The organism is Francisella sp. Scap27 (assembly GCF_013394105.1).
Lineage (GTDB): Bacteria > Pseudomonadota > Gammaproteobacteria > Francisellales > Francisellaceae > Francisella > Francisella adeliensis.
In genome coordinates, this window is the sequence record NZ_CP041326.1 from 495214 (window position 1) to 511758 (window position 16545).

Here is a 16545-nt window from a genome sequence, read left to right on the forward strand (position 1 = left end):
TTAAAAAGGATATTAAATAATGAGCGTATTAGTTAATAAAAACACAAAAGTTTTAGTACAAGGTTTTACTGGTAAAAACGGTACATTCCACTCAGAGCAAGCGATTGCTTATGGTACACAAATCGTAGGTGGTGTAACTCCTGGTAAAGGTGGACAAACTCACTTAGATAGACCAGTTTTTAACACAATGAAAGAAGCTGTTGCTGCTACTGGTGCTGATGCATCTGTAATTTATGTACCAGCTCCATTTGTAAAAGACTCTGTTATCGAAGCAGTTGATTCTGGTGTAAAACTTGTAGTTATAATCACTGAAGGCGTACCTACTTTAGATATGTTAGAAGTTAAAGAATACTTAAAAGATAAAGATGTACAAGTTGTAGGTCCTAACTGCCCTGGCGTTATTACTCCTGGTGAGTGCAAAATCGGTATTATGCCTGGCCATATTCATCAGCCTGGTAAAGTTGGTATCATCTCTCGTTCTGGTACTTTAACTTATGAAGCAGTTGCTCAAACTACTAAGCTAGGTTTTGGTCAATCTACTTGTATCGGTATAGGTGGCGACCCTATCCCAGGTATGAACCAAATCGAAGCACTTAAATTGCTAGAAAAAGATCCTCAAACAGAAGCTATCATCCTTATCGGTGAAATTGGTGGTACAGCTGAAGAAGAAGCTGCTGAATACATCAAGGATAATGTTACTAAGCCAGTTATTGGTTATATTGCTGGTGTTACAGCTCCTCCAGGTAAGCGTATGGGTCATGCTGGTGCTATCATCTCTGGTGGTACAGGTTCTGCAGAAGAAAAGTTTGCTGCTTTCGAAGCTGCAGGCATTGCTTACACAAGATCACCTGCTGAATTAGGTTCTAAATTAAAAGAAGTTACTGGCTGGTAATGTATCTCAAATAGATTCTTCTAACTTTTTCTTATATAATATCTCTAAATTAAATCTATTTATATAATCAAATGTTTATATATTTTTTAATATTTATTTATAAAGTATCCTTCTTGGCCTTTATTGTATCACTAGCAAAAAACTCTAAAAGTGCTTGGTTAGCACTTTTACTATCAACAATTACTTATATACTAACAATGATACCTATAGAGTATATTAGTATATATAGTATGAGATACTTTTTAGATCAAGTATCTATTATCATACTCGCAATTATTGGCTTTTTAACTTATAACAAAAATGATGCAGTAAATAATTTCAAATCTGCTACCTTCATACAGCTCTCAATGATAATTATAACTTGTGTCATACTTGTTTCGAGCTATTATTACTATATTTTATGCATAGTCTCAGGTATATCTTTTTGGGATGACCCTGCTCGTTTTGGAGCTTTGTTTATTAAAATACTTTTCATCATTATGGGAATTTTAGCAGCACTACTTAAGTTACGCATATCTTATATATATTTAGCAATTTCTATTCTTGCATCACTTGTTTATGGGATTCTTTGTTACCCTATTTTTAAAAACACTGCTGAATTAATATTTACATCCACTTCTCTTATAATCATGCAATTAATTCTCATAGTTGCATATAAAAAACATTTTTCCTCTAAAGAGTAATTTAAAGATAGTTCCTAAGCTAACCTAAAACACTCTTAACTACTACTTAGTTTTATGATATCTTTATAGTCTTACTTTAATCACTAAAATAGAACGGAAATAATTTTGTTAGACTATAAAAATAACTTTATCGGCAGAAATGTTAAATCTGATGTTTTATCTGGATTTGTTGTCGCAGTTGCTCTTATACCTGAAGCTATAGGATTTTCAGTTATCGCTGGAGTCTCACCTACTGTAGGTTTATATACAGCCTTTATACTTGGTCTAATTACAGCATTAATTGGTGGTAAACCTGGCATGGTCTCAGGTGCTACTGGTGCTGTAGCAGTTGTGCTTGTAGGACTTGGCATACAAGTTAAAGCATCTCTATCACCTGAAATGCTTCAATCCTTAACAGCATCTGGTGAGCTTAGTAGCTATATATTACAATATATATTACTATGTGCGATTATGGCTGGCGTTATCCAGATAACTATAGGCTTACTTCGTCTAGGTAAACTGATTCGTTTAGTGCCTCAACCTGCGATGTATGGCTTTGTAAATGGTTTAGCTATAGTTATTGCTTTAGCTCAAATACCTTTATTTCATCATGAAGGTCCTATGATGTATGGTTTAGTATTACTAACTATGTTTATTGTTTACTTCCTACCCAAACTTACAGATAAAGTACCTTCAGGCCTGGTGGCAATAATTGCAATTACAGCTATTGTTGTTATATTTAAAGTCGATACAAAAAGCGTTGGGGACTTAGCTGATATTTCTGGAGCTTTTCCTAGTTTCGCTATCCCAAATATTCATATTACTGCTGAATCTTTTATTACAGTACTGCCTTTTGCAGTTATTGTTGCTTTAGTTGGATTAATTGAGTCATTACTTACTTTATCTGTACTAGATGAGATGGATGAAAAACATGGTAATGGTAACCAGGAATGTATTGCCCAAGGTGTTGGTAATATTACTTGTGGTTTCTTTGGTGGTATGGCTGGCTGTACTATGATAGGACAGTCCATCATCAACTTCACTAATGGTGGTCGTGGTAGACTATCATCGCTTACAGCTGCTTTATTACTTATATCTTTTGTAGTAGCCTTATCAGGGTATATTTCATATATTCCTGTAGCAGTCCTAGCAGGAATTATGTTTATGGTCTGTATTAACACATTTGAGTGGGAAAGCGTAAATCGCATTAGATATATGCCAAATTCTGACAGATTTGTACTCGTTGCTGTTACAGCTATTACAGTTTATTCAGATTTGGCTATAGCTGTTATTTCTGGTGTAATAATATCTGCGTTAGTTTTTGCATGGAAAAGTTCACAAGTTCACAGTCGTACACACCGTGAAGATGAAAATACTAAAGTATATGAATTTTTCGGTCCACTATTCTTTGGTTCTACTGGTTCTTTTAAAAGCTTATTAGACATTAATTTTGACCCCGAAAATATTGTCCTTGATTTTGCAAACTCGAGAGTTATGGATATATCTGGGGCTGAAGCTATTGACGACATTACAAAAAAATACCTAGATTTAGGTAAAAAAGTGACAGTTAAGCACCTAAGTAAAGACTGCCGTAAAGTTCTTAAAAATGCTGGTCCTTACTGTGTATTTGAAGAAATTGATCCAACTTACAAAATAGCGAGAGATATGTAATATGCTAAAAACAAAAATTAATACTGTAAATGCTCCTCAAGCAATAGGTTCTTATGAGCAAGCAATTGTTGTGAATGATTTTGTTTATACCTCAGGACAAATTGGTTTAAAGCCTAATGGTGAATTAGTTGGTGAGTGTATAAAAGAGCAAACAACTCAATGTATGCAAAATTTAAAAGCTGTATTAGAAGCTGCAGGCTCTAATTTAGACAAGGTTATTAAAGTAACTATATTTATAAAAGATATGGTTGAATTTAAAACCATAGATAATATTTATGGTTCTTTTTTTAATAATAACTTTCCAGCTCGCTCTTGTGTTGAAGTTGCTAGACTACCTAAAGATGTTCGCGTTGAAATAGAGGCTATAGCTATAATCTAACAACTTGTCTTATTTATATGTGATAAAATTGTACAAATTTATTATTCGCCTAATGATCTCCTCCTTTTGAAACATAAAAAACTAATTATTAGCTCTGCTATTTTATTAACTGTCGCTTCATTTTCAGTAATTATGGTTGTAAATAAATATAAAAATCTGCTTTTTCACGAAGATTTTTCTTATTCTAATATCATATCTTTTGGTGATAGTCTCTCTGATAAAGGTAACACATACAAAAAATCCTTAGAAACTATACCAAATGACAATACTTGGTTTAACGGTAGATTTAGCAATAACAAAGTTTGGGTAGAATACCTATGTGATTACAGTAAAGACAGAAAATGTAAACTGATAGATAATGCTTATGGCGGTGCATATAGTAAAAATGGTTACCAAGATATTAAGCTCAATGACAAATCAATTATAAAGCTTATAACCAATCTACTTCAGCAAGTTGAAAATTTTGTTAAGAAAGATAAATCATACAATCCAAACACTACATTATATACTATGGAGATCGGTGCTAATGACATAATGGATCTTGGTGCTGCCCCAAGTATAATTGCACAAAACATAGATACTTCTTTAAACTTATTAATCAAAAAAGAAAAGGCAAAACATATAGCTTTTCTTAATCTTCCCGACTTTAGTAAAGCTCCAAGATATGCTAAAGCAAGTGTTAAAAAACGAGAAAGTATTCATAATAGGGTTATAGAAACAAATGAACTTACTAAAAAAATTATTGAGAAGTATAAAAGTGAAGGTATTGATATTAAAATTATAGATTTTCATAAGTTGTTAAACTCTTTATTGAAAAACAAAAATTTAATAAGTGATAAGCCTTGTTTAAATATACCACTAAAAACTGGTAAACTCGATTTTTTGATAGACTACAGAAAAACAAAAAATTGTGAATCCAAACTTAACAAGTATATATTTTTTGATAATTTACACCCTTCCAATATAATTCATCAAAAATTAGCTAAGCTTACTAGAGAGAATTTTTAAAAACTAAAAGCTTCCATTTATGTTTAAACTTAATTATATTAACTTTAGACCTCACTAATTATTTTTAGTATGAAAACCTTTAAACATCTTTACGCCCAAGTATTAGTAGGAATTTTTATTGGCATAATTCTTGGAATATTTGCACCAAGTATTGCTATTAGCTTAAAGCCTTTTGCAGATGTATTTATTAAGTTAATAAAACTAATGATCGCTCCTATCATATTTTTAACTCTAGTCTCTGGCATAGCTGCTATGAGTGATCTAAAGGCTGTTGGTAAAATTGGTGGTATTGCTTTACTATATTTTTTCGCTACTACAATTGTCGCTTTATCTATAGGCATGATTATTGCCAATTTAGTCAAGCCTGGAATTGGGTTAAATATAGATCCAAACTCTTTAGATATAAATAGTGCTAAAGCCTATATGGGTAATGTTGAGCATATGGAGAGCGTACAAGACTTCTTTATGGACATTATCCCTCATACATTTGCTGGTGCTTTTACTGATGGTGATATTTTACAGGTACTATTTGTGGCAATATTATTTGCTGTGGGTCTAGTAGCTTACGGAGAAAAAGCTCAACCAATAATTACTGGCATTCAATCTCTATCTCAAGTATTTTTTAAAATCATCCATATAATCATGTACTACTCACCTTTAGCAGCATGTGCTGCAATGGGTTACACTATAGGTATGTATGGTACCGATACTCTTTTTGGGCTTTTAGGTTTATTACTATGCTTTTATGCTACTTGCTTAATTTTTATATTAGGAATATTAGGTTTAATTTTAAGACTTTATTGTGGTATAAACATCTTTAAGCTTTTAGGCTATATAAAAACTGAGATTTTAATCGTGCTAGGGACATCTTCTTCTGAAACAGTATTACCAAATTTAATGGAAAAACTAGAAAAACTTGGTTGTGACAAATCTGTTGTCGGCCTTGTTATACCAACTGGTTACTCTTTCAATTTAGATGGTACAGCTATATATCTATCATTAGCAGCTATATTTATTGCTCAGGCTTTAGGTGTAGATCTTACACTACAAGAACAGTTATTTATGTTAATTATTATGATTGTTAGCTCAAAAGGTGCTGCTGGCGTTACTGGTAGTGGGTTTATAATCCTAGCTAGTACTTTAAGTGCATTAGGGACTGTTCCAGTAGCTGGTATTGTGATTATACTAGGTATAGATAGATTTATGTCTGAAGGTCGCTCAATCACAAATATGATCGGAAATACTGTTGGTACAATTATTATTTCTAAGTGGCATGGTAAATTAAATACTGAGCAACTAAAGCATCAACTAAGTTAGAGGATACTTTTTAAAATGCTTATAGATAAAATAATTAATGAATATGATAAGGATTATTGTACATTTTTAGAACTTTGCTATGGTGAAGGGTTGATGTCCGAAGGTGGCACAGAGGCTATTAATGATTTAATAAAACCATATAACCTAAACAATAAAAAAGTTTTAGAAATAGGTTTTGGCTTAGGTGGTATGGCAAAACATTTAGCTAAAAAGTTTCCTCAAATTGATTACTATGGTTTAGAAATAAATCCATACTTAGTAAAAACAGCTACAGTTAAATACTCTCAAGAAAATGTGAAATTCTTGCTTTCTAAAAATAATGATAACCTACCTTTTGAAGATTGTTTTTTTGACTATATTTTGTCTGATGGTGTTTTAGTCCATGTTCCTTTAAAAACTAAACCAACTCTGTTTAATGAGCTATCACGAATCATAAGGAAAAGTGGCCAAATAATTATTTTTGATTGGTTAAGTCGAGATGGTGTCGGATTTGGTGAAAAAATCGACAAAATGTCTGAAATAGAAGGTTTATCATTATTTCCAACAACTGAAAAACAATATAGAGGAATATTTAAAAACTTAGGGTTTAAGGATATACAAATATCTGATGAAAATACAAATTATACCCGTTATAACCATAATGTTGTTAAGCGCATGCAGAGTACTATAATAAAAAATACGATTATTAAAAAATATGGTTTAGAATACTACAATGAAGCTGTTAATTGTTATAAATGGATAGCTGAAGCATTTGCAGAAAATGAGCTTTTAGCTAGAAAAATTACCGCTAAAATATGAAAAATAACCTTCTAAATATAAAATACCCTATAATCCAAGCACCAATGGCAGGTAATATCTTATCTTCTAAATTTATAGCAAACATTGCCAACAATGGCTTTTTAGGTATGATTCCGGCTGGATACCTAAGCTTGGTTGACTTAGAAAAGATGATTAAAAGCGTTTATTCAAAACTAGACCGTGATGAGTATTCTATTGGATTAAACCTATTTATTGAAAATCACAAATCTCAAACCTTACAAAAAAATCAAAGAGTAATATCTCTCGAAACAAGCCTGATTAAAAACAAGAACAATTCTGTAGAGTTTGAAGTTCGTACTAGCATAGATGAAGACACATACATAAATCTAATTTTAAAATACAATATAAAAATAGTTAGTATGACTTTTGGTCTTTTAAGTGATAAAGCAATTACAAAGCTAAAAAATCACGGTATAAAACTAATAGCAAATGCGACCTCTATTGATGAAGTAATATACTCTATTAATAAAGACATAGATATTATCATAATACAAGGAAATGAAGCTGGTGGACATCAAGCTAGCTTTCTGCATAATCAAATCAACAAAAATACAACCCTTGAGCTTCTAAAAAGTGCTAAACAAAAATATCCATCAAAATGCTTTATCGCTGCTGGTGGAATTAGCGTAAATAATATGCAAAACTACTTTAATGCAGGTACTGACTATATACAACTTGGTAGTGCTTTTATGATGACTAGTGGAAGTAATATTTCTAAAGAAACTAAAAACCATATTCGCAATAATTTCTCCACTGTAGTTTCAAACAATATAACAGGCAAATATGCTCGAGGTATCGCTAATACTCTAATAAAAGATTCTTCTATTCGAGAGTACACTTTTCCGATACAACATTATCATACTGCTAATTTGCGTAAATATGCAAAAAGTGAAAATGATTTTAAGTTACAATCACTATGGATAGGCTCAAACAAGGATAATATCCATACAAAAAATTTGTTTGATTTTATCAAGGAATTAAAGAGTAAACTTAATTGTATAGATTATAATAGTTTTGATTAGCTGTGAGCCATTTTTTCAAGAGTTTCAATGCTAATCACTTCAAGCGTTAGCTCATTAGTAGCTTCAAGAATAACTTTTGGTGCTACTCCTTGAGTATATGCTTCTAACCACCTTAATGCACACAAACACCATTTATCTCCTGGCTTCAAACCACGAAAACCAAACGCTCGATTAGGTGTGCTTAAATCATTGCCTTTACTAGCTGTATAATCTAAAAATTCTTGAGTCATAATCGCACAAACTGTATGGAGGCCAAAATCAGCTGTTTCAGTTTTGCAAAAACCATCACGATAATAGCCTGTCATCGACTCAAAACAGCAAGCTTGTAACTTTGAACCCAAAACATTTTTTTGATTACTCATTTGAATAATTCCTTATAACTTAGAAATATCTGCAATTGATGCAAACATCTTTCTAATCTTAGCCAACAAAGCTATCCTATTATTTCTAACTTGTAAATCTTCATCCATGACCATTACATTATCAAAGAACTCACTAATTACTTTTTCTATAGTGCTAAGTAATTCTAAAGCATAAGTATATTCGCGGTTGTTAAGATATTTTTCAAAATCTTTTTCAATCTCATCAAGACTATCAACTAGTGCCAACTCATAAGCATTACCAGCATTTTTTGATGCTTCTCTATTAAACTCTACAGAACTACCCTTTGCATTTTTATTTAGAATATTTGCAACTCTTTTATTTGATGCTATCAAGCTTTTTGCTTTATCTGATTGACTAAATTTAACAACTGCTTTAACTCTAGCATCAAAATCTTTTATAGATTCGTAATTAGTAGTACTAATAGATTCAAATATATCAGTAGCAACACCCTCTTCTTTATATAGGTTTTTCAATCTATCAAGACAAAAGTTTATCACTTCAACTTTAGTGTTTGAGCTTAGTTCAACAGCATTTATACATTTATAGCTTTCTATAGCTATATCAATCACTTGCTCTAAAGAAATATCTATATTATCTCTAAGAATACGCAAAATACCTATCGCTGATCTACGCAGTGCAAATGGATCTTTATTACCTGTAGGTTTTTGTCCTATGCCAAATATACCAACTAAAGTATCTAGCTTCTCAGCTAATGCAACACAATTAGCCACATTTGTTTCAGGTAGCTCAGCACCAGAATATTTTGGCCAATACTGTTGCTCAATAGCATCAGCTACTACATCTGACTCACCATATGCTTTTGCATAATATTTACCGATTATGCCCTGTAAATCAGTAAATTCAAAAACCATATCTGAAATTAAATCAGCCTTTGCTAATAAGCCTGCACGATAAGCTTGTTCGCTATCTATATTAACAATTTCAGCTAAATTCTTAGATGTATTTGCTAATCTTTGAGCTTTTTGGTGCATATTCCCTAATTTATTATGGAAGGTCACACTCTCAAGTTTAGGTAATAAACTTTCTAAAGAGGTTTTTAAATCAGTATCATAGAAAAATGCTGCATCTGCTAAACGAGCATTCATTACTTTTTGATTACCACTTGTGACTAATTCAGGCTTTGTGCTTTGAATATTTGATATAGTGATAAAGTTAGCGACTAGATTATCTTGTCCATCAAGCAAGGCAAAACATTTTTGATGCTCTTCCATTGAAGATATAAGTGCCTCTTGTGGAACTCTTAAAAAATCGTCATTAAAGCTACACATCATCGCATGTGGATACTCAACAATAGCACAAACTTCTTCAACCAAAGCATCATCTAAAACAACCTTATAGTTATTTTGCTTAGCTAGTGCTTTTGCTTGTTTAATTATCTCACATTTACGCTCTTCCCAATCTACTACAACCATCGCATCAGCAAGTAAGCCTACATATTCAAAAGCTGATTTTACAGCTATTGCTTTTGGATTATGGAATCTATGACCATAAGTAATATTTGATGATTTTTTATCGAAAAGTTCAATATTAACTATCTCTTCACCAAATATTGCAAGCACCCAATGTACCGGTCTTACAAACTCAACATCTGAACTTCCCCAACGCATCATCTTAGGAATAGGAAGCTGTTTAAGAGCTTTAGATATTATATCTTGTATAAGCTTTACAGTTTTTTGTCCCTGTTGAGTACTAGAGTAGTATAACTTATCACCTTTTGGAGTTTCAATTTCCTCAAGCTCACTAATTTCAACACCACAAGATTTTGCAAAACCTAAACCTACTTTTGTCGGCTCATTATCTTTATAAGCTATGCTTACTAGAGGACCTTGTTTTTCGATAGTGATGTCTTCTTGGCTTTGAGCTAAACCCTCAATAATAAAAGCTAATCGTCTTGGTGAAGCAAACCATCTTGTCTCATCAAAACTAACTTTAGCTTCTTTTAGTTGACTTTCAACTGATGAAAGTAGTGATTTAGCTAAGCTTTTAAGTGCTTTTGGAGGTAGCTCTTCTGTACCTAATTCAAATAAAAAATTGTTTGTCGTGTTACTCATTTGCAAACCTTATAAAATGATGTCTATTTTAATCTATATATAACTTGTTGTATTATAACTTAATCAAACCGATATTTTAACAAAACAACGAATGTTTATAGATACTCATTGCCATTTAGATTTTGATGTTTTTGACTCTTTTAGAGATGAGCTAATAACTAAATGCAATAAACTCAATATCACTCAGTTCATAAATCCTGCGACACAACACTCTAGTTGGGATAAACTTATTGAGTTGAACAAACAGTTTAAGTCTATAAAGATAGCATTTGGATTACACCCTATTTTTATAAAAAATCATGAAAGTCAGTACTTGGATATGCTTGAGCAATATACTATAGCACAAAACACAAAGCTAATTGGTGAGATTGGACTAGATAAACGAGTTAAGGACTTTGATAAACAATTAGACTTTTTCAAAGCTCAAATAAGTATCGCGAATAATCTAGCAAAACCTGTAATTATCCATAGTGTTAAATCTCACAATGAGGTTATTAAAATCCTCAAAGATAGTAGGTTTAATCATGGTGGGATAATTCATGCCTTCAATGGCAATACAAACATTGCTAAAACATATATTGAACTTGGTTTTAAACTTGGAATTGGTGGATTAATTTCGCAACCTAAAGCTAAGCTTAAAGATACAGTTAAAGATATACCAGCTCAAAGTATAGTTTTAGAAACAGACTCTCCAGATATGCGACTTTATGGAGAAAAAACAATCAATACACCTGAAAAAATTCCTGAAATTTTCAGATTATTATGCGATATTTATCAATCAAATACTGATATACTAAAACAACAAATTTACACCAATAGCCTAGAATTTATCTAAAATGTATATATCTAACTTACAGCTACAAAACTTTAGAAATATACAGTCAAAAAGCTATGATTTTGATAAGGATATAAACTTTATTATAGGCAAAAATGGTTCTGGTAAAACATCTATTCTTGAGTCAATTTACTTTCTATCTCACAGTCGCTCATTTAGAAGCTCTCAACTTAACAGAATTATAAATCATGATGCTGATGAGTTTGTGATATTTAGTCGAGTTTTTAATCAAAACGATATTACGATTTCGTTATCGCGTAAAAAAAATAACTCTAATGTTTCAAAACTAAACTCAGAAGTACAAAAAAACCATACCGAGATAACAAGAAATCTACCAATTCAACTTATGAACCCTGAGAGTTTTAACATCATAAACTCAGGTGCCCAACAGCGTTGTAAAATCTTAGATTGGGGAGCCTTTTACTTAGATAAAACATTTTTAAAAATTTGGCAACAAACTAAGTTTTTAGTAAAGCAAAGAAACTCAGCTCTAAAACAAAACTATCCGTATAGCTATATTGAAGGTATTGATAAAAAACTTTGTGAATTTGGAGATATTTTAGATCTAAAAAGACAAGATTATTTTGCAAAACTAAAACCGAAAATATTTGAAATTCTTACAAAATTTAATCCTGATATTACCCTTGATATAAGCTATTTTCGTGGTTGGAATAAAGATAAAAATTTAAGCCAAGTTTTAGATGAGTCTTTTAACTATGACAATCGCTACAACCAAACTAATCATGGCCCACATAAAGCAGATATTGTGATGACAATAGATAGCAAACCTATTCAAGATATATTTTCCCGTGGTCAGCAAAAGCTATTAATATGTGCGATAAAACTTGCTCAAGGTGAAGTACATAATCTTGAAAATTTAAACAAATGTATTTATTTAGTCGATGATATAACCTCCGAACTAGATACTGTACATACAGCTACTTTATTTGCATATTTACAGCAATTAGATTCACAAGTTTTTGTATCTACTACAGATAAAGCAAAAATCTCAGCTTATATTGGTACAGAGAGTAAAATAATTGAATTATGATATATTTATTGATTATATAATAGTATTTGCGAAGAATTTTGTTCATCAAGCTTAATTTTCATTAAATACCGTTATAGACTCATTAACAAGTTGTTGTAATTGCTCAGCATCTTCTCTTGATGGATCTATCGTTGTCCCCCCTTCAAATGAAGAATATAGAGTAATTGCATCATCTGAATCTTCCTTATATAGTTGAAGTTGGTTGATACTAGGAATCTCTTGAACCATCCATCTTTCCCCATTAATTTCAGTAACTGCACATTTAAAATCTGTACAATTAGCAGCAACTCCCTCATGTTCAGTGCCGAGAACATTCTGAGTAAAAGTAAAAGGATCTTCATCTGCTATCGCATCATACAAAGAGTCTACTAGGTTTCCAACTGATATCTCATTACTATTAGTAGCAACATTAGACATATACTTCTCAGGTATATTTCCAGCTTCTTTAGTTATTGTCAGTGTTGTTGGCATACATACTGAAGGTATCATTCCAAGTAACAGTGTTACTGCTAATGATAACATTTTTTGTTGAGTAGGCATTTTTTCTCCTATTTATGTTTTTTAAAATAATAGATCTGAAATAAGCAACCTAATTGCAGCTAATCACTAATTGCTAGCCTGTATTGAAAATAAGAATCACTAGAAAGTACAGAGCTTGCTAGATACACTTTTACTAAAGCTTCATTATTAGATTCTCTTTCAACAACTATCTCTTTGACATAATCTGTATTAAGTATAGTAGTTTTCCATACATTACTATCATCTGGAGGAAATTCACCTTTTTCATTTGAGTATACTTGCAACTCCTTAACAAAAGACTGAGCTTCATGTTCAGCATTAGATATTTTACTTCTAGTTGTATAGTTATTATATATAGGTATAGCTATAGCTGCTAATATTGCAATTACTGCTATTACAATCATTAACTCAATTAAAGTGAATCCTCTTTCTTTCATCATAACCTCTTCTTATTTATATTGAGTCATATAAAGACATGTTTATATCTATGATTTATAAACTCATAGAATATTAACAATGCTAATAAACGAAACATATAATAAAAATTGATAGCTCTAATCAAAAATAACCACCCTTGTTTTAGTTGCTACTATAGAACCCAAGTTAGACATTGCAATTTTATTTGCGTATTTACAGTAATTAAAATTGCAAACTTTATATCTACTAAAGATAAAGCAAAAATCTTAGCTCATATTGTCATAGAAAATAGAATAATTAAGCTATAATACTCTTATAGATATACAACCTTTTTTGAAAATGAATTTACATAAAATACTTATATTTATAACGATTCTTATAGCACCTTTTTCTACTTTTGCAGATGTTAAATGTGATGGCAATAGCTACGAGATAAACCAATGTTTAAAGTCTCAAATGGCTGACTTTGAGTCTAAAATCAACCAACTTGAAAATCATGATATTGTAAATTTTAAGAACTATCGCGATAAAATATGCAATGATATAAGTTCAACTTATGAAGGAGGTAGCTACCAATCTGTCAAATATGGTAACTGTGTAGTATCTCTTGATAAATGGTATATTAAACAAACACAAAGGTAGTATAGGTGTAGTATGTTACAGAAAAATATTGTTTTATTACTTGTATGTTTTATTCTTGCAAGCTGCACTCCTCCTAGTAGTAGAGCTCAAGCTTTAAGAGATAAAGCTTTTAAAAGAAAAGGCTTTAATACTGAAAGGTACAAAAAATTCAAACATGCTCACGATATTGATAATGTAGATTATGATATTGGTCCTTATCATACTTATATGATAAAAGATTAAGACATAGCAAATGAATTACCCAAAATCATGGTATGCAATTGCTCATATTAGAGAGATAAAAAACAAACCTCTAAAACTAGAAAGGTTTGGTAAAAATCTTGTAGCTTGGAAAAGTAGTTCAGAAATAATAGTAATGGAAAACCGTTGTCCTCATAGAGGTGCGGAACTAAGCTTAGGAAAAGTCTGTGATAATGCTATAAAATGCCCTTTTCATGGCTTTGAGTTTGATACATCTGGTCAATGTCGTTATACTCCTGAAACTGAATCTAGTATACCTAAACTAAGAGCTAAAACATATCCAACTAAAGTAATTGCAGATATGCTTTGGATAAACATTTATGATGAAGATTTAGACAACAGCTATGCATTTGAGTTTATAGAAAGTTTACACAATGAATTCAAAGGTAAATACTCTATTCTTACAGACACTTGGCGTAATAATATTCGTCATTGCATAGAGAACCAACTTGACTATACTCACCTAGCGACTGTTCATAGAAAATCTATTGGTAGAGGATATAAAATCCCTCAAAATGTTGAACTAAAAGTTACAGATAATTATTTAGCTGCGTATAAAGATGATAAGTTGATGCTTAAATATATTCTGCCAAACTTTTGGGTGCTAAATAATGCTGACTCATTAAAAATCACAGTGTATTTTGTACCTATAAATGAGAATAAAACAAAACTTTACCTTATAAATTATCGTAAGTTTTTAACATCTAAAGTCATTAAGCCTATAACTGACCTAGTGTTTAGCATTACTAATAAAATTATTCTAAATGAAGATAAGCGAGTTGTTAAAACTCAAAAATTTGATGAGGATTATAATACTAAAGATTTTCTACTCAGGCATGATCAAATAATTAAAGAATTTAGGAGAATTTGGGATATAAAAAATTAAAGGTTTTTCTTATATAAGACACACTTGATACCTTTTAATTCACGATTATCCACATATTCCATACCAGTTTTTTTCATTATTGTAATCGAAGCTATATGATCAACACCTGTAAAAGCAAAAACCTCTTTATACTCCAAACTATATCTAGCCCATTCTAATAATGTGTTAGCAATTTCTGTAGCATAACCTTTCCCCCAAGACTTATAGTCAAGAACATAACCCATTTCCACTGCGTTCAGTTCACTTGTATAAGAGAATCCTGCTCTGCCTATGAAATTATCTTCTTTATCAAACACAAGAAAAACAGGTGTTTGATATTTTTCATATCCTCCAACAAATCTTTCTACCATGGTAGGAATTTGATGTTTATCTAATGCTCCATTTGGAAAGAATTCTCTATTGATAGGATTAGTATCTAAAACTTTCAGTAACTTTCTATCTTCTTCACTTCGTGAAATAAGTCTATAAGTTAATCTTGATGATTGTGGTAGTTTCATAAAAATTCCTCATTTAAAAATAACTAGTTCGCCACATTGATGATACATTATCAACAACTGTCGCCCTATCATCAATATTAGTTAAAAAATGTAATCCCGTTCTGCTTTCAATATCTTTAATTGAAGTTCTATAGTTTGCAATTTTTGTTTTATTGACTCTAGCATTAGGCATTACAAAAGCTATGGCTTTATTTTTACTTGGCACATAAATTATTTTGAAATAATAATCTGGCACAGCAATCTTATTATAACCAATAGTTTTATATACTTTTTGCTTTTTATATATTGGACCTGTATACACATAAATACTATCATACATATTTGCCCAGATTCTTTCATCTGTTTCTAACCTTTCCCAACCTTGTCTGTTTAACCCTGCCTTTTGTGGTGACATATTTGACAACAAAAACGATTCATCAGCAGATTTTTGGCTAAAGTCCATTGATGCATAAGATGCTAAATGCCCTCTATCGTAGCCTGATTTACTATAATCACTCAAAGTAGCTCTATATACAAATGGTACATCGCTATCTTCTTTGAATCTATCTTTTCGTTTTAGCTTGTTTGCTACTTTTGACTTTGTAAGCTTAAATGCTACCCAACTTGCCTGTTTGGTTTGATAATTATAACCAACAACATAACCATCTCTGCATAAGTAAAGATTAGTTTGACCTAGACCTGAAGTCACATCAAAGCTAGGATTACCATAAGCGAGAAAATCATGACAGTATTTACTAACTGCTGGCATGGTTCTTTCAGGAGCATACTGTTTTAAGTTTTCAAACTGATTTTGTTCCTTAGGTTGCTCTTTTACCTTATCACTTTCTGAGAAAAATCTTGCCACTATATTTTGATTATCTTCAGGCTTAAAGTTTTTAATAGGTTCTCGTGTAAAGTAATCATAAACCTCATGTCTAAAGTCTATAAATTTCTGTTTGAGATTATACTTATCAAAATATACACCTGAAAAGCCAGCTGATATAGCCGCTCCCAAGACAACTAATATTTTTAAATTTCGAAAAAAATTGTTTGCAGGTTTTTTAGTTGGTACAGTTTTTGGTTTTTGCTTCTGTTTAGTCATAACTGTTTCTTAAATAAAATAAATTAACTTACAAAAAATATTTTACATCAGTAGTTATAAGTTATACATAGCATATAGGGCTAAATCCCAAATAAATAAACAATCTTCACAAATAGATTTATAAAAGTGATAAAATCAATTATCTAGATAA

The 16545-nt window shown here is 31.2% G+C and carries 18 protein-coding genes and 1 pseudogene; 13 read left to right on the top strand and 6 right to left on the bottom strand.

What is annotated here, in order from left to right:
• Positions 1-19 precede the first annotated feature (19 nt).
• From sucD to FLM55_RS02415, 8 genes are all read left to right on the top strand, one after another.
• A complete protein-coding gene (gene sucD / locus FLM55_RS02380; RefSeq protein WP_178947842.1) occupies positions 20-892 on the top strand; it encodes a succinate--CoA ligase subunit alpha in 873 nt (290 codons plus the stop codon).
• Positions 893-1005: 113 nt separating this feature from the next.
• Positions 1006-1575, top strand: a complete 570-nt coding sequence (locus tag FLM55_RS02385; RefSeq protein WP_178947843.1) for a hypothetical protein — start codon at positions 1006-1008, stop codon at positions 1573-1575.
• Between the two features lie 105 nt (positions 1576-1680).
• On the top strand, positions 1681-3225 hold the full coding sequence (locus tag FLM55_RS02390; protein ID WP_178947844.1) for a SulP family inorganic anion transporter: 1545 nt from the start codon (positions 1681-1683) through the stop codon (positions 3223-3225).
• 1 nt (position 3226) lies between these two features.
• Positions 3227-3604: a RidA family protein gene (locus FLM55_RS02395; protein ID WP_178947845.1), complete on the top strand. Its 378-nt coding sequence runs from the start codon at positions 3227-3229 to the stop codon at positions 3602-3604.
• Between the two features lie 66 nt (positions 3605-3670).
• Complete coding sequence (locus FLM55_RS02400; RefSeq protein WP_178947846.1) at positions 3671-4612, top strand: SGNH/GDSL hydrolase family protein; 942 nt, start codon at positions 3671-3673, stop codon at positions 4610-4612.
• A gap of 69 nt (positions 4613-4681) precedes the next feature.
• Positions 4682-5929, top strand: a complete 1248-nt coding sequence (dctA, locus tag FLM55_RS02405; protein ID WP_178947847.1) for a C4-dicarboxylate transporter DctA — start codon at positions 4682-4684, stop codon at positions 5927-5929.
• A gap of 15 nt (positions 5930-5944) precedes the next feature.
• Positions 5945-6727, top strand: a complete 783-nt coding sequence (locus FLM55_RS02410; protein WP_178947848.1) for a class I SAM-dependent methyltransferase — start codon at positions 5945-5947, stop codon at positions 6725-6727.
• Positions 6724-7770 (top strand): nitronate monooxygenase family protein, encoded by a 1047-nt coding sequence (locus tag FLM55_RS02415; protein WP_178947849.1) that lies wholly within the window; start codon positions 6724-6726, stop codon positions 7768-7770. The genes FLM55_RS02410 and FLM55_RS02415 overlap by 4 nt, the downstream gene beginning before the upstream one ends.
• Here FLM55_RS02415 and FLM55_RS02420 read toward each other — a convergent pair.
• Positions 7767-8132: a DUF2237 family protein gene (locus FLM55_RS02420; RefSeq protein WP_178947850.1), complete on the bottom strand. Its 366-nt coding sequence runs from the start codon at positions 8130-8132 to the stop codon at positions 7767-7769. The two genes, FLM55_RS02415 and FLM55_RS02420, sit on opposite strands and share 4 nt — an antisense overlap.
• Before the next feature lie 12 nt (positions 8133-8144).
• Positions 8145-10226 carry a glycine--tRNA ligase subunit beta gene (glyS, locus tag FLM55_RS02425; protein WP_178947851.1) on the bottom strand — a complete coding sequence of 694 codons (2082 nt, stop codon included), beginning with the start codon at positions 10224-10226 and terminating at the stop codon, positions 8145-8147.
• Positions 10227-10317: 91 nt separating this feature from the next.
• Between glyS and FLM55_RS02430 the strand changes: the two genes are divergently transcribed.
• Both FLM55_RS02430 and recF read left to right on the top strand, forming a co-directional pair.
• Positions 10318-11061 carry a TatD family hydrolase gene (locus FLM55_RS02430; RefSeq protein WP_178947852.1) on the top strand — a complete coding sequence of 248 codons (744 nt, stop codon included), beginning with the start codon at positions 10318-10320 and terminating at the stop codon, positions 11059-11061.
• 1 nt (position 11062) lies between these two features.
• Positions 11063-12112: a DNA replication/repair protein RecF gene (gene recF, locus FLM55_RS02435; RefSeq protein WP_178947853.1), complete on the top strand. Its 1050-nt coding sequence runs from the start codon at positions 11063-11065 to the stop codon at positions 12110-12112.
• 51 nt (positions 12113-12163) lie between these two features.
• Here recF and FLM55_RS02440 read toward each other — a convergent pair whose 3' ends face one another.
• Both FLM55_RS02440 and FLM55_RS09565 read right to left on the bottom strand, forming a co-directional pair.
• Positions 12164-12652, bottom strand: a complete 489-nt coding sequence (locus FLM55_RS02440; RefSeq protein WP_178947854.1) for a hypothetical protein — start codon at positions 12650-12652, stop codon at positions 12164-12166.
• Between the two features lie 310 nt (positions 12653-12962).
• Positions 12963-13071: pseudogene (locus FLM55_RS09565) on the bottom strand (prepilin-type N-terminal cleavage/methylation domain-containing protein); the annotation flags it as partial.
• A gap of 316 nt (positions 13072-13387) precedes the next feature.
• On the opposite strand from FLM55_RS09565, the gene FLM55_RS02450 reads away from it, so the two are divergent.
• Genes FLM55_RS02450 through FLM55_RS02460 form a run of 3 tightly spaced genes read left to right on the top strand, consistent with a single transcriptional unit; the run spans position 13388 to position 14816 of the window.
• Positions 13388-13690, top strand: a complete 303-nt coding sequence (locus tag FLM55_RS02450; RefSeq protein ID WP_178947856.1) for a DUF1311 domain-containing protein — start codon at positions 13388-13390, stop codon at positions 13688-13690.
• Positions 13691-13702: 12 nt separating this feature from the next.
• Positions 13703-13912, top strand: a complete 210-nt coding sequence (locus FLM55_RS02455; RefSeq protein WP_178947857.1) for a hypothetical protein — start codon at positions 13703-13705, stop codon at positions 13910-13912.
• A gap of 10 nt (positions 13913-13922) precedes the next feature.
• Positions 13923-14816 (top strand): aromatic ring-hydroxylating dioxygenase subunit alpha, encoded by an 894-nt coding sequence (locus tag FLM55_RS02460; RefSeq protein WP_178947858.1) that lies wholly within the window; start codon positions 13923-13925, stop codon positions 14814-14816.
• Here FLM55_RS02460 and FLM55_RS02465 read toward each other — a convergent pair.
• Entirely contained in the window at positions 14813-15313 is a 501-nt protein-coding gene (locus FLM55_RS02465) for a GNAT family N-acetyltransferase (RefSeq protein WP_178947859.1), read from the bottom strand. The genes FLM55_RS02460 and FLM55_RS02465 overlap by 4 nt on opposite strands.
• Positions 15314-15326: 13 nt before the next feature.
• Positions 15327-16394 carry a DNA/RNA non-specific endonuclease gene (locus FLM55_RS02470; RefSeq protein WP_178947860.1) on the bottom strand — a complete coding sequence of 356 codons (1068 nt, stop codon included), beginning with the start codon at positions 16392-16394 and terminating at the stop codon, positions 15327-15329.
• Between the last annotated feature and the right edge of the window lie 151 nt (positions 16395-16545).

Coding starts and splice junctions, on each gene's coding strand:
- dctA (WP_178947847.1), top strand. CDS start 4,682: ATGAAAACCTTTAAACATCTTTACGCCCAAGTATTAGTAGGAATTTTT.
- FLM55_RS02395 (WP_178947845.1), top strand. CDS start 3,227: ATGCTAAAAACAAAAATTAATACTGTAAATGCTCCTCAAGCAATAGGT.
- FLM55_RS02415 (WP_178947849.1), top strand. CDS start 6,724: ATGAAAAATAACCTTCTAAATATAAAATACCCTATAATCCAAGCACCA.
- FLM55_RS02450 (WP_178947856.1), top strand. CDS start 13,388: ATGAATTTACATAAAATACTTATATTTATAACGATTCTTATAGCACCT.
- FLM55_RS02470 (WP_178947860.1), bottom strand. CDS start 16,394: ATGACTAAACAGAAGCAAAAACCAAAAACTGTACCAACTAAAAAACCT.
- sucD (WP_178947842.1), top strand. CDS start 20: ATGAGCGTATTAGTTAATAAAAACACAAAAGTTTTAGTACAAGGTTTT.
- recF (WP_178947853.1), top strand. CDS start 11,063: ATGTATATATCTAACTTACAGCTACAAAACTTTAGAAATATACAGTCA.
- FLM55_RS02440 (WP_178947854.1), bottom strand. CDS start 12,652: ATGCCTACTCAACAAAAAATGTTATCATTAGCAGTAACACTGTTACTT.
- FLM55_RS02455 (WP_178947857.1), top strand. CDS start 13,703: ATGTTACAGAAAAATATTGTTTTATTACTTGTATGTTTTATTCTTGCA.
- FLM55_RS02430 (WP_178947852.1), top strand. CDS start 10,318: ATGTTTATAGATACTCATTGCCATTTAGATTTTGATGTTTTTGACTCT.
- FLM55_RS02410 (WP_178947848.1), top strand. CDS start 5,945: ATGCTTATAGATAAAATAATTAATGAATATGATAAGGATTATTGTACA.
- FLM55_RS02465 (WP_178947859.1), bottom strand. CDS start 15,313: ATGAAACTACCACAATCATCAAGATTAACTTATAGACTTATTTCACGA.
- glyS (WP_178947851.1), bottom strand. CDS start 10,226: ATGAGTAACACGACAAACAATTTTTTATTTGAATTAGGTACAGAAGAG.
- FLM55_RS02420 (WP_178947850.1), bottom strand. CDS start 8,132: ATGAGTAATCAAAAAAATGTTTTGGGTTCAAAGTTACAAGCTTGCTGT.
- FLM55_RS02460 (WP_178947858.1), top strand. CDS start 13,923: ATGAATTACCCAAAATCATGGTATGCAATTGCTCATATTAGAGAGATA.